This is a genomic window from Aquibacillus koreensis (assembly GCF_025154055.1).
GTDB lineage: Bacteria > Bacillota > Bacilli > Bacillales > Amphibacillaceae > Aquibacillus_C > Aquibacillus_C koreensis.
Genome location: NZ_JAOALK010000033.1, coordinates 224,937 through 239,967, shown reverse-complemented (window position 1 = coordinate 239,967; position 15,031 = coordinate 224,937). Strand labels below are relative to the sequence as shown.

General features: G+C 38.9%; 12 protein-coding genes and 3 riboswitches. All 12 genes read left to right on the top strand.

The genetic code is table 11. The annotated features are described in order from the left end of the window. The first annotated feature begins 277 nt into the window (after positions 1-277). Positions 278-392: riboswitch (SAM riboswitch) on the top strand. 108 nt (positions 393-500) lie between these two features. The 12 genes from metX (at position 501) to gap (ending at position 14,974) form a co-directional block, all read left to right on the top strand. After that, complete coding sequence (metX, locus tag NYQ66_RS09815) at positions 501-1,589, top strand: homoserine O-acetyltransferase MetX (protein WP_259869169.1); 1,089 nt, start codon at positions 501-503, stop codon at positions 1,587-1,589. A 106-nt stretch (positions 1,590-1,695) separates the two neighbouring features. After that, positions 1,696-1,809, top strand: a riboswitch (SAM riboswitch). Positions 1,810-1,894: 85 nt separating this feature from the next. Continuing rightward, positions 1,895-3,694 carry a PLP-dependent aspartate aminotransferase family protein gene (locus NYQ66_RS09810; RefSeq protein ID WP_259869168.1) on the top strand — a complete coding sequence of 600 codons (1,800 nt, stop codon included), beginning with the start codon at positions 1,895-1,897 and terminating at the stop codon, positions 3,692-3,694. A 28-nt stretch (positions 3,695-3,722) separates the two neighbouring features. Next, positions 3,723-4,727 (top strand): aliphatic sulfonate ABC transporter substrate-binding protein, encoded by a 1,005-nt coding sequence (locus NYQ66_RS09805; RefSeq protein WP_259869167.1) that lies wholly within the window; start codon positions 3,723-3,725, stop codon positions 4,725-4,727. A 28-nt stretch (positions 4,728-4,755) separates the two neighbouring features. Beyond that, entirely contained in the window at positions 4,756-5,607 is an 852-nt protein-coding gene (locus tag NYQ66_RS09800; RefSeq protein ID WP_259869166.1) for an ABC transporter permease, read from the top strand. Between the two features lie 16 nt (positions 5,608-5,623). Next, positions 5,624-6,367, top strand: coding sequence for an ABC transporter ATP-binding protein (locus NYQ66_RS09795; protein ID WP_259869165.1), 744 nt, complete (start codon positions 5,624-5,626; stop codon positions 6,365-6,367). 27 nt (positions 6,368-6,394) lie between these two features. Continuing rightward, the gene (acsA, locus tag NYQ66_RS09790; protein ID WP_259869164.1) at positions 6,395-8,068 is read left to right on the top strand and encodes an acetate--CoA ligase; all 1,674 of its coding nucleotides are present in this window, start codon (positions 6,395-6,397) and stop codon (positions 8,066-8,068) included. 28 nt (positions 8,069-8,096) lie between these two features. Next, positions 8,097-9,326, top strand: a complete 1,230-nt coding sequence (locus tag NYQ66_RS09785; protein WP_259869163.1) for a homoserine dehydrogenase — start codon at positions 8,097-8,099, stop codon at positions 9,324-9,326. Positions 9,327-9,341: 15 nt separating this feature from the next. Then, a riboswitch (SAM riboswitch) is annotated at positions 9,342-9,445 on the top strand. Positions 9,446-9,934: 489 nt separating this feature from the next. Next, positions 9,935-10,879 (top strand): alpha-hydroxy-acid oxidizing protein, encoded by a 945-nt coding sequence (locus NYQ66_RS09780; RefSeq protein ID WP_259869162.1) that lies wholly within the window; start codon positions 9,935-9,937, stop codon positions 10,877-10,879. A gap of 319 nt (positions 10,880-11,198) precedes the next feature. After that, positions 11,199-12,152 carry an L-lactate dehydrogenase gene (locus NYQ66_RS09775; protein WP_259869161.1) on the top strand — a complete coding sequence of 318 codons (954 nt, stop codon included), beginning with the start codon at positions 11,199-11,201 and terminating at the stop codon, positions 12,150-12,152. A 295-nt stretch (positions 12,153-12,447) separates the two neighbouring features. Next, positions 12,448-12,681, top strand: coding sequence for a glutaredoxin family protein (locus NYQ66_RS09770; RefSeq protein WP_259869159.1), 234 nt, complete (start codon positions 12,448-12,450; stop codon positions 12,679-12,681). Between the two features lie 218 nt (positions 12,682-12,899). After that, the gene (locus tag NYQ66_RS09765; RefSeq protein WP_259869157.1) at positions 12,900-13,928 is read left to right on the top strand and encodes a sugar-binding transcriptional regulator; all 1,029 of its coding nucleotides are present in this window, start codon (positions 12,900-12,902) and stop codon (positions 13,926-13,928) included. Positions 13,929-13,966: 38 nt separating this feature from the next. Then, complete coding sequence (gap, locus tag NYQ66_RS09760) at positions 13,967-14,974, top strand: type I glyceraldehyde-3-phosphate dehydrogenase (protein WP_259869155.1); 1,008 nt, start codon at positions 13,967-13,969, stop codon at positions 14,972-14,974. The last annotated feature ends 57 nt before the right edge of the window (positions 14,975-15,031 follow it).

Here is a 15,031-nt window from a genome sequence, read left to right as displayed (position 1 = left end):
CTGCGAGACAGGCGAGACCCTGCAGGAGCGAAGCGACGAAGCGGCTCGGCGCTCGCCCCACGGAAAGCGGAGTGTATTTCCGGAACGGTAGAGCAATATTTCCACTTTTAGTTACGACGGTTTTTATATCAACTACGATGTAACAAATTGCAGAAAATCTATAATAATTCAAATGCACATTTGCAACTTTCTATAACAAATTGTATTGACAGTATCTTTTTCCAGTGCTAGAATTCTTGTTATCAAATGTTACGAAATAGTGAAAAAATTAAATATTTTCTTATCCAGAGAGGTGGAGGGACTGGCCCGATGAAACCCGGCAACCAACAAATAATTCGTTTATTTGGAAAGGTGCCAATTCCTGCTAGGCATATGCTTAGAGAAGATAAGAGGCGAAGCGATTAACACAAACCTCTCTGTCTTCTAGAGAGGTTTTTTTGACGTTATAAAACTAAAACATATAGATAGAACGAATCAGGAGAAAGGTGGTATTGCTTCCTATGAACGTGAAAGTAGCCACGCGTAGGGAATCAGGGATTATTAATATTGGAGATCTAGAGCTTGAATCAGGTAAAGTGCTTTCAGATGTACAGCTTGCCTATGAGCGAGTTGGTTCTACGGATCTTCCTGTAATTCTCGTTTGCCATGCTCTAACAGGCACACAATATTGTGTAGGAAGTGAAGATGCCCCTGGATATTGGGCGAACTTAATAAATCACGGAGGGGCAGTTGATTTAGATAAATTTCAAGTGATATCGTTTAACGTTATTGGTGGATGTCACGGATCAACAGGTCCATTAAGTATAAATCCAGAAACAGGGAAAGCTTATCAAACTACTTTTCCGTTTGTTACAATTCGAGACATCGTAAAGGCGCAATATCTAGCATTAAAAAAATTTGATATTGATCACTTGAAAGCAGTTATCGGTGGTTCTCTCGGTGGGATGCAGGTACTCGAGTGGGGGATTTCTTATCCTGAGATGATGGATGGATTGTTTCCGATTGCGGTAACTCCATATTTAAATGACTATGCGATTGCTTTTAATAACATTGCTCGTTTAGCTATCTTACAAGATCCAAAATGGAACAATGGAAACTATGCTGCGGATGATATTCCAGAGCATGGATTGAGTCTTGCTAGAATGGTAGGCATGATTACGTATCGATCTAGTGATTTATTTAATGAACGCTTCGGACGCGAATTACGAGGACCAGTCGGTGTTGCGCATGAAGAAATTGCTTATGAAATTGAATCATATCTTGATTACCAAGGGAAAAAACTAACGAAGCGATTTGATGCGAATAGTTATTTATATTTACTAAAAGCGATGGATACACATGATGTAGGACGAGAAAGAGATGGGATGGAAGAAGCCGCGAAAAGAATTGAGAAGCCACTCTATGCGATTGGTTATGCTGGTGATCTATTGTTCCCGACAAAAGATTTAGAGCAATTTGTAGAACTTATTCAACAAACTGGTAAGGTAGCTAGCTTTGACTTCGTACCAACGCAGTTTGGGCATGATGGTTTCCTCGTCGAGTTTGAAAAGTGGGGCCATTTAATCAAGGATAGGTTAGAAGAGCTTTAATATTCTAAAAAAAATAAAAAAAGTTTTGACAAAAATCTAAAAACATAGTATTCTCTTAATTATCAAATAAATCAAACCACAAAGTAAAATTAAATAGTTTTTGGATCTCTTATCCAGAGAGGCGGAGGGACTGGCCCGACGATGCCCGGCAACCATCAAATGATTCGTTCATTTGAAAAGGTGCTAATTCCTGCAGGAAGTAATTCCTGACAGATAAGAGGAGGATGATACATACAGCCCTCTTCTTATGAAGTGGGCTTTTTTGATTTTATAAAACCCAGTAAACCACTAGGAGGAATTTGAACATGGCAGAATATAAAAATACAACATATGACTTAGAAACATTATCTCTACACGGTGGGCAGTCGCCGGATCCAACGACAGGGTCACGAGCGGTACCGATTTATCAAACAACATCTTATGTGTTTCATGATACAGAGCATGCAGAAAGCTTATTTGCACTAGATGAACCCGGAAACATTTACTCTCGAATCGGTAACCCAACGGTCGATGTTTTCGAAAAACGTTTAGCACTTTTAGAAGAAGGGGTAGCAGCACTAGCTACTTCCTCTGGGATGTCAGCAATTACACTTTCGATCTTAAACTTAGCAAGTGCGGGGGATGAAATTGTAGCAGCTACAAACCTTTACGGTGGAACCTATAACTTATTTGCGATCACACTTCCACGATACGGTATCAACGTAAAATTCGTTGATCCAACAGATCCAAATAATTTTAAAGAAGCGATCACAGAAAACACAAAAGCAATTTATGGTGAAACAATCGGAAATCCTGGTTTACACGTACTAGACATCGAAGCGGTATCGGATATTGCACACGAAGCTGGCATTCCGTTAATCATTGATAACACATTTGCAACACCATACAGCTGCAAACCTATTGAACATGGTGCAGATATTGTTGTTCACTCAGCTACAAAATGGATTGGTGGTCACGGTACATCGATTGGCGGTGTGATTGTGGATAGTGGAAGATTCGATTGGAACTCTGAAAAATATCCACAGTTTACAGAGCCGGACCAAAGCTACAACGGAATAAGATATGCGGTTGATTTTGGAACACTAGCTTTTATTACAAAAGTTCGCGTACAGCTGTTGAGAGACTTTGGAGCAGCATTAAGTCCATTCAACGCATTTCAATTATTACAAGGTTTAGAAACATTGCACTTACGAGTGGAAAGGCATAATCAAAATGCTTTTGAGATTGCTAGATATTTAGAAAGCCATGAAGCAGTGGAGTGGGTATCTTACCCAGGGTTAGAATCACACCCCGCGCACCACCTAGCAAAACGAATTTTGAAAAATGGATTTGGTTCCGTCGTTGTATTCGGAATTAAGGGTGGTAAAGAAGCTGGTAAAACACTAATCAACAACGTGTCGCTTTGGTCACATGTGGCAAACGTAGGTGACGCCAAATCATTAATTATCCACCCAGCTTCAACAACACACCAACAGTTAACAAAAGAGCAGTTGGAACAAACTGGCGTAAAAGAAGAGTTGGTTCGTCTATCTGTTGGGATTGAGTCAGTAAGAGATATTAAAAACGACCTGAATCAAGCTTTAGCGAAAGCAACAGGCATTGGTCAAGATAAAAATGAAGAGATTGTTATTAACGATGAAGGTGTCATTCGTTGGGCACTTAATTCTCCTAACGAAAGAGAAGAAACAGCGGACGGCCAAATTGTAACAAGACAAAAAACATTAGCAATTGTTGGCTTAAGTAGTAGAGAAGGTCGACCGAGTTATCGTCTAGCGCGAAAAATGCAACGTCTCGGTTATAAGGTCGTACCAGTTAACCCAAATGAAACAGAGGTACTTGGCGAAAAGGCTTATCCAGATTTAAAGAGTATTCCTTTTAAAATTGATGTCGTGCAAGTTTTTAGAAAGCCTGAAGTTGCAGTCGAAGTTGCAAAGGCAGCGATTGAAATAAAGCCAAAGCTATTCTGGTTACAAGAAGGCGTATTCTCACCAGAAGCAGCAGAGTTAGCGAGAGAAGCGGGATTACAAGTAGTGCATAACAGATGTACGTATAAAGAAGCACAACGATTGCGCGGATCGATTTCCACGTACGCATGTGAAATTTAAAAATCAGGTCAAACAGGGGGCAATTTTAATGAAAAGAATTCCATTGATTGATATTAGAAGTTTCTTAACGATCGTAGTTTTAGGTTTATTGCTAGTAGTGGCAGCAGGCTGTTCCACAAGTGGTGCAGAGGAAGGTAAGCCAGAGGAGATCAGATTAGATTACGCATATTATTCACCTACAAGTTTAGTTTTGAAAAAGTTTGGTTGGGCTGAAGAAGCATTTGCTGAAGAAGAAATTGACGTAACTTGGACATTGAGTCAAGGAAGTAACAAAGCATTAGAATTTTTGAAGAGTGACAGTGTTGACTTCGGGTCTAGTGCAGGTGCTGCGGCACTTATGTCAAAAGGAACTGGGGCACCAATCAAAAACGTATATATTTACTCTAAACCAGAATGGACTGCATTAGTAACAAATGAAGGATCTGGTATTGCTTCATTAGAAGACTTAAAAGGTAAAAAAGTAGCAGCAACACTCGGTACAGATCCATATATTTTCTTAGCTCGTTCTTTAGCGGCAGAAGGTATTTCGATTGATGAAATTGAGCTAGTAAACTTACAACATGCTGACGGTGGTTCAGCACTTACAAATGGAGACGTAGATGCTTGGGCTGGTCTTGATCCACACATGGCTCGTTTAGAGTTAGAAGCAGGTGCAGAGCTTTTCTATCGAAATGCAGACTTTAATACGTATGGTTTCTTGAATGTTAGAGAAGCTTTTGCTGAAAATCATCCAGAATACGTAAACAAAGTAATCGAACTATACGAAAAAGCTAGAAACTGGATCATTGAGAATCCGGAAGAAGCTGCAGAACTTCTAGCAGAAGAAGCTGGTATTGATGTAGAAGTGGCGAAAAAACAATTAGAGCGTAACGACTTCTCGAACCCAGTACCTGGTGATACACACATTGAAGCACTTATTGCTGCAGGTAAAGTATTGCAAGAAGGTGGAGACATTAAAGAGAGCGTAGATGTGGAACAAACAACAAATGATTTAATTGATCCATCATTTGCAGAAGAAGTAATCGGAGAATAATAAGCATAGTTGATCGGAGGGAAAACAAATGGCAAATCAAGAGAGTAGCTACGCAGCTGATGGTGTAGTGGTACCTGAGAAAAGTATCGATCGTCCGCGTGCAAAACGTAACCTAAAAGGATGGAAGCCAGTCCTTTTAGGTAGCATTTTTCCAATCATTTTGATTTTGGTGTGGGAGCTACTAAGCAAAATGGGAGTTTTTCCTCCTTATCAGCTTCCTGCACCATCGGTTATCTTTTTAACAATCGTAGAGCTAGCGAAAGATGGATCTTTATGGGGCCATATTGGTGTAACGACGTACCGGGTATTTGCAGGATTTGTCCTCGGTACGGGCGTTGCTATTGTGCTTGGTTCCCTCGTTGGATTCTTTAAGAATGCAGAGCAGTTATTTGACCCAATGATCCAAGCGTTTCGTTCGATTCCATCTCTAGCATGGGTACCATTATTTATTTTATGGATGGGAATTGGAGAACCTTCGAAAATCGCCATGATCGCAGTCGGCGTATTTTTTCCGGTTTACCTTAACATTGTTAGTGGGATCTTAGGTGTCGATCGTAAAATCATAGAAGTTGGAAAAATGTATGGATTAAATACATTTCAATTAATCACAAGAATTATTCTACCAGCTTCGATGCCTTCTTTCTTAGTTGGTTTACGAAGTGGTTTAGGATTAGGTTGGATGTTTGTTGTTGCTGCAGAACTAATGGGTGCTAGTCAGGGGTTAGGTTTCTTATTGGTTTATGGGCAAAACATGGCACAACCAGAAACAATCATTGCAAGTATCGTTTTATTTGCGATTATTGGTAAACTATCGGATTGGATCTTAAAAGCAATTGAAACAAAATCACTACACTGGCAAGATCGCTTGGTGAAATCTTAAACGGGAGGTATAGCGAATGAGCTTGGAATTACACAATGTAGGTAGAACGTTTAAAGGCAAAACAGCTGTTCAAAATATTTCCTTTTCAGCTAAGCCAGGTGAGATTATTGGACTTTTAGGAACAAGTGGATGTGGAAAAAGTACGATCCTTCGTGCCATCTCCGGTCTTGATACCGACTATGATGGAGATATTTCCATCAATGGCAACACATCAAAAGAGATTCATGATACGACAGGTTTTATTTTTCAAGAACCTCGACTATTGCCATGGTTAGATGTATTAGAAAATGTGACTTTTGGATTAAAAGGAAAGAAACAGGAAAAAGAAGTGCTAGCTAAAGAGTATATCGAAAGCGTTGGCCTGCAAGGAAACGAACACCTCTACCCGAGAGAATTATCTGGGGGCATGGCGCAGCGTGTAGCAATCGCTAGAGCACTTGTAACATCTCCGGAAATCCTTTTATTAGATGAACCGTTTAGTGCATTAGATGCTTTTACGAAAATGCAATTACAAGATTTGTTATTAGATGTGTGGAAAACATATCAATCTACAATTGTTCTGGTTACACATGATATCGATGAGGCACTTTACTTGTGTGATCGCGTGATCATTCTTCGCGGACAGCCTGGTGAAATTGACAGAGATATTTTAATAGAAGAAAAACGTCCACGAGCAAGAGGTAGTGAAAAAATGGCTGCACTAAAAACAGAGATTTTAGAAAGCCTTGATTTAAATAAACCTAGTTCCATTACTTCATAGCTATCGAAAACAAAGGGGGATCTGACCATGTCAGCAAAAGAGATAAACGAAATTAAAGCTATTGCAGGTTCATACAATCTAGAAAACTATGATCAAGTAAAAGATACATTTGAGTGGGAAGATGCGGCAAAAGAGCTTAGCTACTTCCAAACAGGAAAAGTTAATGCTGCCTATGAGACGATCGATCGTCATGTAGAGGAAGGCTATGGCGACAAAATTGCCCTACATTATATCAATGGTGATGAGCGAAAGTCATTAACATTTAATGAAGTAAAACACCAAACAGATCATTATGCTCAAGTGTTGAAAGATCATGGCGTACAAAAAGGTGATCGTGTTTTTGTATTTTTACCGAAAACACCTGCATGTTATATTTCGATTTTAGCTGTCATTAAGATTGGTGCGATTGCAGGTCCTTTGTTCGAAGCATTTATGGAAGAAGCCGTAAAAGATAGAATCAATGATTGTAAAGGAACTGTATTAATTACGGATAAGGAACTAGTGAAGCGTGTTCCCCAAAAAGATATTCCTTCGTTAGAAACGATTCTTTTTGCTGAGGAGATCGATGCCCTTCCACAAGCTCCAGCAAAAGAAAGTTTAGTAGAGTGGGTTGACTTAGAAGACGGATTAATTATCCATTATACGAGCGGCTCCACTGGTAAACCAAAAGGTGTGTTACATGCACATCGCTCGATGATTCACCACATCATCTCTGGCAAATGGGTATTGGATATCCAAGAGGATGACGTGTATTGGTGCACGTCACACCCAGGTTGGGTTACTGGTAGTGTGTACGGTCTGTTTGCGCCTTGGTTAAATCGTGCGACGATCGTCATTCAAGGTGGTCGTTTTAAAGCGGAAAATTGGTATCAATTAATTGCAGAATTGAAAGTTACAACGTGGTATAGTGCTCCGACGGCATTTCGTATGTTGTTATCACAAGGAGAAATTTTTAAAGAATATGACTTGTCCTCATTAAGACATATTTTAAGTGTAGGTGAGCCACTAAATCCAGAAGTAATCCACTGGGCATGGAATAACCTTGGATTACGGATTCATGACACATGGTGGATGACTGAAACAGGTGGACATTTAATTGTAAACCTTCCGAATGAAAAAATTAAACCAGGTTCGATGGGTAGACCATTCCCAGGTATTACGGTGGGGATTCTAGATTCAGAAGGAAATGAACTGCCACGTGGAAGTGTTGGTCAATTAGCGATCCGTGCTCCATGGCCAGGATTAATGAAAGAGATTTGGGGAAATAAAGATAAGTTTAATTCTTACTTTCTATATGAAGGTTGGTACATCTCTGGTGATCTAGCACTACAAGATGAAGAGGGCTATGTATTTTTCCAAGGTCGTAGTGATGATATGATCAATTCGGCTGGAGAAAGAATTGGACCATTTGAAGTAGAAAGTAAATTAATTGAGCATCCTGCAGTGTCAGAAGCAGGTGTAGTTGGTAAACCAGACCCGATCCGTGGGGAAATTGTTAAAGCCTTCATTACACTTCGAACAGGTTTTGTGGAATCAGAGGCTTTATTAGAAGAGATTCGACTGTTTGTACGCAAAAACTTATCTGCACACGCAGCACCAAGAGAAATTGAAGTCGTAGATGAGTTGCCGAAAACAAAGATTAGTGGAAAGATTTTACGAAGAAAATTAAAAGAGCAAGAGCTACAAAAGCTTCATGCCTAAAGGATAGTTGGAAATGAGGGTGGAAACAATGAGTGAAATAAAAGTTGCTTTATTAGGGTTTGGAACGGTTGGTAAAGGTGTTTATCAAGTTGTCCAAACGCATCAAAAGCGTCTTGAAGCAATCCTACATAAAAAAGTAAGAATCGTTGGGATTTTAGTTCAAGATGAAACAAAGCAAAGAGACATCCAAGCAGACATCCTACTCAGCTCAAATATTGAAGACATTCTTCAAATATCCGACTTAGATATTGTAATGGAAGCAATTGTAGGTGTTGAACCCGGTTACACCTATATTAGGAAGGCAATGGAACGTGGTTTGCATGTCATTACTGCGAATAAGGAATTACTTGCTCATAAAGGGTATGAATTAAAAAGGAAAGCGCAGCAACATGGCGTTAGACTAGAGTATGAAGCTGCAGTGGCTGGTGGTATTCCTATTATTCGTACACTAAAGCATGTCCTTCGCGTAAATGAAACGATAAAAGTGGAAGCAATTCTTAACGGAACATCGAATTTTATCCTATCTACGATGCGTGAAAATCAAGCTGCTTTTGTAGATGTACTTGCGGTTGCTCAACAAAAAGGGTATGCAGAGGCAGACCCATCCAATGATATCGATGGATGGGACGCTTTCTATAAATTAATGATTATCAGTGAACTTCTATTTGGACATCAACCAGCATGGGATAAGGTAGAAGTGCAGGGAATTAGAAATATTCAATATGAACACCTTTTAGCTGCGAAATCGCTCGATGCACGCATGAAGCATGTTGCTACAATAGAGATAAGTGGTGGCAAAATTCATGCATCCGTGGAGCCTATATTAATTCCAAAGTCACATGCCTTGTATGCAGTGGAAGGTGTAAACAATGCAATCAATGTGACTGGAGACGTGGTAGGAGAGTTATCTTTTCAAGGACCTGGAGCAGGCGCCTTGCCTACAGCTAGTGCAATGTTGGAGGATCTCATCAGTATTTACGAATTAAAAGAAGTATCATCCATTCCCACAGCACAAACCTTTGTTGAAACAAATCAACTGCAGGAAGAAGAATGGCTGCTCGTAGGCTCACTTGATCCGGTGCATCAATTACATAGATTGGACCAATGGGAAATCCCTTATGGTCTAAGTACTATTACATGTACGCGTGTGCTAGCAAATAATGAGCTAATTAAGTCGATTGTTAAGCAATGTGATCAGCTAGAAGCATTTAAAATGAAACATAACTTTGTATCAATTAATCAAAAAGTTCTCGCATAATTATATAGCAATATTCTCTTATCAAGAGTGGTGGAGGGACTGGCCCTATGAAACCCAGCAACCAAAAGCATTGCGCTTTAGGTGCTACATCCTGCAAACGAATGTTTGAGAGATAAGAGAGGGCTCTTAAACATGAACTCTCTCTGATTTTATTTCAGGGAGTTTTTTTATTGGATTCTTTTCTTATACATGAATGCTTTTAACGGAAAATGGGACGTAACTAAGTCGTTTTGTGCCCTATTTTGGAAGGTAATTCTGTGCATTACTTGTAAATAAGCGCGCTCATAGCCGGTAAGTGATGAGGTGAATTTTGGCGGCTATGAAAGCTCTTATTTGGCTAAAATCTAGGGTTATAGGATCTTAGCGGCTACCAGAGCCCTTATTTGCCCTGATTTCATTGATTAAGCCGGCATTTTGTTTAAATAGCGAACTGTATAGCCGCTCAGGTTCAAAATCGGCCTAAAACATGAAAATAAGGTCTCTCATAGCCGCTTATATTACACACAGTTCTCCGTGTTACACGCACCTTATTTAAATTCAATCTCAAGCAACTTTTTTCAAGACGCTATTGCTTAGGCAAGCTCATAAAAATTCTTGGAGGGATCGACATGGTTCAGAGAAATAATCATACGGAAGTATCAATAGAAGAACAATTTAATAAGTATATTGCACATGTGTTTGGAACGAACGATGCTTTATATAATCAATCTTTGACAAACCCATTAGAGCGAAAAAACAATAGAGATGTAGATATTCACAAAATACTACATGGAAAAACAATCACTGGTCCCTTATTATTAGCACCAGCACCATCTCTGTGCCTAGTTCATGAAGATGGTGAGCTAGCAGTTGCTAAGGCGGCTACAGATAAAGGGGTTCCATTTATAGCAAGTACTTTTTCTTCTTACACATTAGAGGAAATTGCTGATGTAAACGAGGGTGGGGTTCGTTGGTTTCAGTTGGATTATCCAAATGATTCGAATATTGCCAAGAGCTTTGCTCAACGTGCAGAACTTGCAGGCTACCAAGCTATTGTGATCTCACTGGATGCCTCACCTCTAGCGGGAAATGAATCCATCTTGACCAATGGTTATGCTAACTTTGCAGTAGACCCCTTCTTCATTAGGAGAGTATATGGAAAGAGTAGAGCAGAGTCGTACTTTGAGGAACTAGAAGAAGTAGCATTCAAGCCAAGTGTTACTTGGGCAGATCTAGCCTATATAAGGGATTCTGTCACGATCCCTATTTATTTGAAAGGTAATTTCAGTGAGGAGAAAGTGAAACTTGCAGTTGAAAATGGCGTAGATGGAATCATTCTAACTACCCCTAACCCTTCTAATGACTTGTTAAAAGTACTGAACGATCTACTTGGAAACGATCGTACCCTTATTATTGACAATAGTGCTGTAGATAGTTTAGGAAGTGCATTCGGTTTAGGGATTAACTTATTCGTAGTAAGCCTCTCGTATATTTATGGGTTAGTAAAAGAAGGAAAAGCAGGTGTTGAATTCGCGATTGAATCACAGCTAGACAACATTAAACAGTCTTTTTAGACTAACTTACTCGAAGCCTTCTTGTACAATTTTCTATCTAACCATGTATATTAAGAAACTTTAAACTTAGTTGTTGAAAAAGTTTTGTTATTTTTACCAAATATGAGATATAGTAGCATTAAAGGTGAACATACTCAACCTAAAAGTCTATAAAGTTCTTAGAAAGTATTTCCGTATGTTTTTTTATTGTTTGGAAAATAGTATTTAGGAAAAATTAAGTATATGGACTGATTAATATGGGTTGTATGTTTCGTTATAGGTCGGCAATTACTAACAGTGTGATCTGTGCCGGTTGATAGGAAAAGAAAGGATGATCTTTGTGGTAAGTACAGTTACAAAATCGAGAAAAGTTGTCGTTGTTGGTACAGGTTTTGTTGGATCAAGTTATGCTTTTTCTTTACTCAATCAAGGGGTAGCAAATGAACTGGTTCTAATTGACCTTAATAGGGAGAAAGCAGAAGGAGAAGCCCGTGACTTAAACCATGGTATGCCATTCGGTTCTCCAATGAAAATTCGTGCGGGTGACTATGATGAATGTAGCAATGCTGACTTAGTTGTGATCACAGCTGGAGCAAATCAAGCGCCTGGTGAAACAAGATTAGATTTGTTATCAAAAAATGCAAAAGTATTTCGGATCATTGTTAACGCTGTAATGAAAAGTGGATTTAAGGGTATTTTCCTTGTAGCGACAAACCCAGTAGATATTCTAAGTCACGTAACACTTGAAGTATCCGGATTACCAAAACAGAGGGTTATTGGGTCTGGCACAATTTTAGATACAGCTCGATTTAGGTATTTATTAAGTGAACATTTTGAAATAGATTCACGAAATGTTCATGCATACATCATGGGTGAGCACGGAGATACTGAATTGCCAGTCTGGAGTCACGTCCAAATTGGTGGTGTGCCACTAAGTCGATATGCGGATATAGATGATATCGAGAATAATAAAGAAATGCAAGAGATCTTCGTCAATGTACGTGATGCTGCTTATTCCATCATTGAAAGTAAAGGCGCTACGTATTACGGGATTGCTTTAGGCCTTGTTCGGTTAACAAAAGCAATTTTACACAATGAAAATTCTATTGTGACAGTATCGACGCTATTAGACGGAGAATACGGATTAAAGGATGTATTTTTAGGTGTTCCTGCCGTTGTGAATGAACACGGAATCCGTCAAGTAGTAGAATTAGAATTAAATGCAAAAGAACAACAACAACTAGAGCACTCTGCCTCTGTGTTAAAAGAAATGACTGAAAAAGCACTAGGTTAACGGTGACGAAACTCCTCTATTAGTCGTATTAGAGGAGTTTTACTTTTAAAAATGGTTGATGAGCTCCTTGTGAGACGGTAATTTAGCGGTGAGGAGCTATAATTTAGCTGCAAAGTGCTATAATTTAGCGATTTTGTCCATTAATTTGGCGACACTTTGCATTTATTAGCGACACTTAGTAATAATTTAGCGTTACCCACCAATAATCCAGTAACGCATCACAAAGGAACCCAATTATTTTATTTTTCCTAACAAATATGCGAAAATAACGGTATAGATGAGAAGGATGATCACAATGAAACTAGTTATCTTGTATACAAAAGTAAACTGCCCTTTATGTGAAGATGCCAAGCAATTGCTAGAATTTTTACAACTAGACCATCCATTTGAGTTGAAAGAAGTCGATATTTATCAAAATGATGATTTGTTAGAGAAATATCAGTTGATGATCCCAGTAGTTGAAATTGACGGCGTAGAAGTCGATTATGGACAAGTTAGCATCGATCATATCAGCAAACATTTAGTTTAGTATAGTATAAAAAAGTCAAGAGAGATTTAACAAAAACATGTAAATAACTCTAGACTTTTCACACAATCTTAACGAAAAATATGTAGAAATTAGTTGTGGTAAAATGAGGCATCTGATACAATAATTTATGCAAGAGGAATTTTTTTGGCGCTGGTGGGACATTTTATGACTAGCAGGGACATAATTAGCCCGGGGAGAAAGATAAAAGGAGTTACGTCATGAGAGCACTTATTGATCTTCAAAAAAAATTATTCCCTGATTTGCTCATTGTCATGCAGCGACGCTATAAAATTTTGCATTACATACAACTAATGGAACCAATAGGACGCAGAAGTTTAGCCGACAATATTGAAATGACTGAACGACATGTTAGAAGTGAAATTGATTTTCTTAACAAGCATGGATTTATTGACGTAACTGCAAAAGGAATGCATTTGACTAAATCAGGAAATGAAGTTTTAGATCAACTCGTGCATTTCATGAATGAAGTTTCGGGCTTTAATCTGTTAGAACAACATTTAAAAGACAAACTACAATTAGATCATGTTATTGTTGTACCTGGTAATAGTGATGAGCATGATTGGGTAAAACAAGAACTGGGAAAAGCATGTGTCAATTATTTAAAGCTCATGCTTCAATCCAACCAAACAATCGCTGTAACTGGTGGTACGTCGATGGCAGCAGTAGCTGAGATGATGCATCCCTTGGAGAAAGCGAGAGACTGTATGTTTGTTCCTGCAAGAGGTGGGCTTGGTGAACGAGTGGAGAATCAGGCAAACACGATTTGCGTAGAGATGGCCAGAAAAGCAAAAGGGCAATATCGATTATTATATGTGCCGGATCCGCTAAGTGAAGAATCTTACCAATCCATCATCGGAGAGCCATCCGTAAAAGAAGCGTTAGAATTAATTCGAGACGCAGATGTTGTTATTCATGGAATAGGTGATGCTTTAACAATGGCGAAGCGAAGAAAAACCTCTGAGGAAGTGTTAGAAAAGATTGTTCAGGGAAATGCCATTAGTGAAGCCTTTGGTTATTATTTCGATAGCGAGGGTCAGGTCGTTCATAAAGTTAGAACAGTAGGTATTCAATTAGAAGACTTGTCTGATACTAACTGTGTGATCGCTGTCGCTGGAGGAGAATCGAAAGCTAAAGCAATCACTTCTTATTTTAAAGAAGGCAAAAGTAATGTATTAATTACAGATGAAGCTGCAGCAAATGAGTTATTAAGGGAAATTACCCTTTAATATATATTTTTTTACACAATTATAAGGAGGAAACAAAAATGACTGTAAAAGTTGGTATTAATGGTTTTGGTCGTATTGGCCGTAACGTATTCCGTCAAGCACTTAAAAATAACGAGGTAGAAGTAGTAGCTGTTAACGATTTAACAGATGCTAATATGCTTGCACACTTGTTAAAATATGATTCTGTTCACGGTAAGCTTGAAGAGGAAGTAACAGTTAATGGTTCTAACCTAGTAGTAGCTGGAAAAGAAATTAAAGTACTTTCTGAGCGTGATCCTGCTAATCTTGGATGGGGTGACCTTGGTGTAGAAGTTGTTATCGAATCTACTGGTCGCTTTACTGCTCGTGATGATGCGAAAAAACACCTTGATGCTGGTGCGAAAAAAGTAGTTATTTCTGCTCCTGCTTCTGATGAAGATATTACAATTGTTATGGGTGTTAACGAAGACAAGTATGATGCTGGAAGCCACCACGTAATTTCTAACGCTTCTTGTACAACAAACTGTCTTGCACCATTCGCGAAAGTACTTAACGACAGCTTTGGTCTTAAGCGCGGTATGATGACAACTGTACACTCTTATACAAATGATCAACAAATTCTTGACTTACCACATAAAGACTACCGTCGTGCTCGTGCGGCAGCTGAAAACATTATCCCTACAAGCACTGGAGCTGCAAAAGCAGTATCTCTTGTACTTCCTGAGCTTAAAGGTAAATTGAATGGTATGGCTATGCGTGTGCCTACTCCAGACGGTTCTTTAGTTGACTTAGTTGCTGAATTAGATAAAGATGTAACAGCTGAAGAAGTAAACGCAGCATTCAAAGAAGCTGCTGAAGGCAAACTTAAAGGAATTCTTGGATATAGCGAAGAAGCATTAGTTTCTGCTGACTATGTTGGAGATCCACATTCTTCTACAATCGATGCACTATCTACAATGGTAATGGAAGGTAACCTTGTTAAAGTTGTATCTTGGTATGACAACGAAATGGGTTACTCTGCTCGTTGTGTAGACTTAGCTATCTTCCTTAAAAACCAAGGTCTTTAATAAAACCTTGAATAGAAATTAGTAATAATAGGAAATGTAAATGGGAGGGGGAATAAT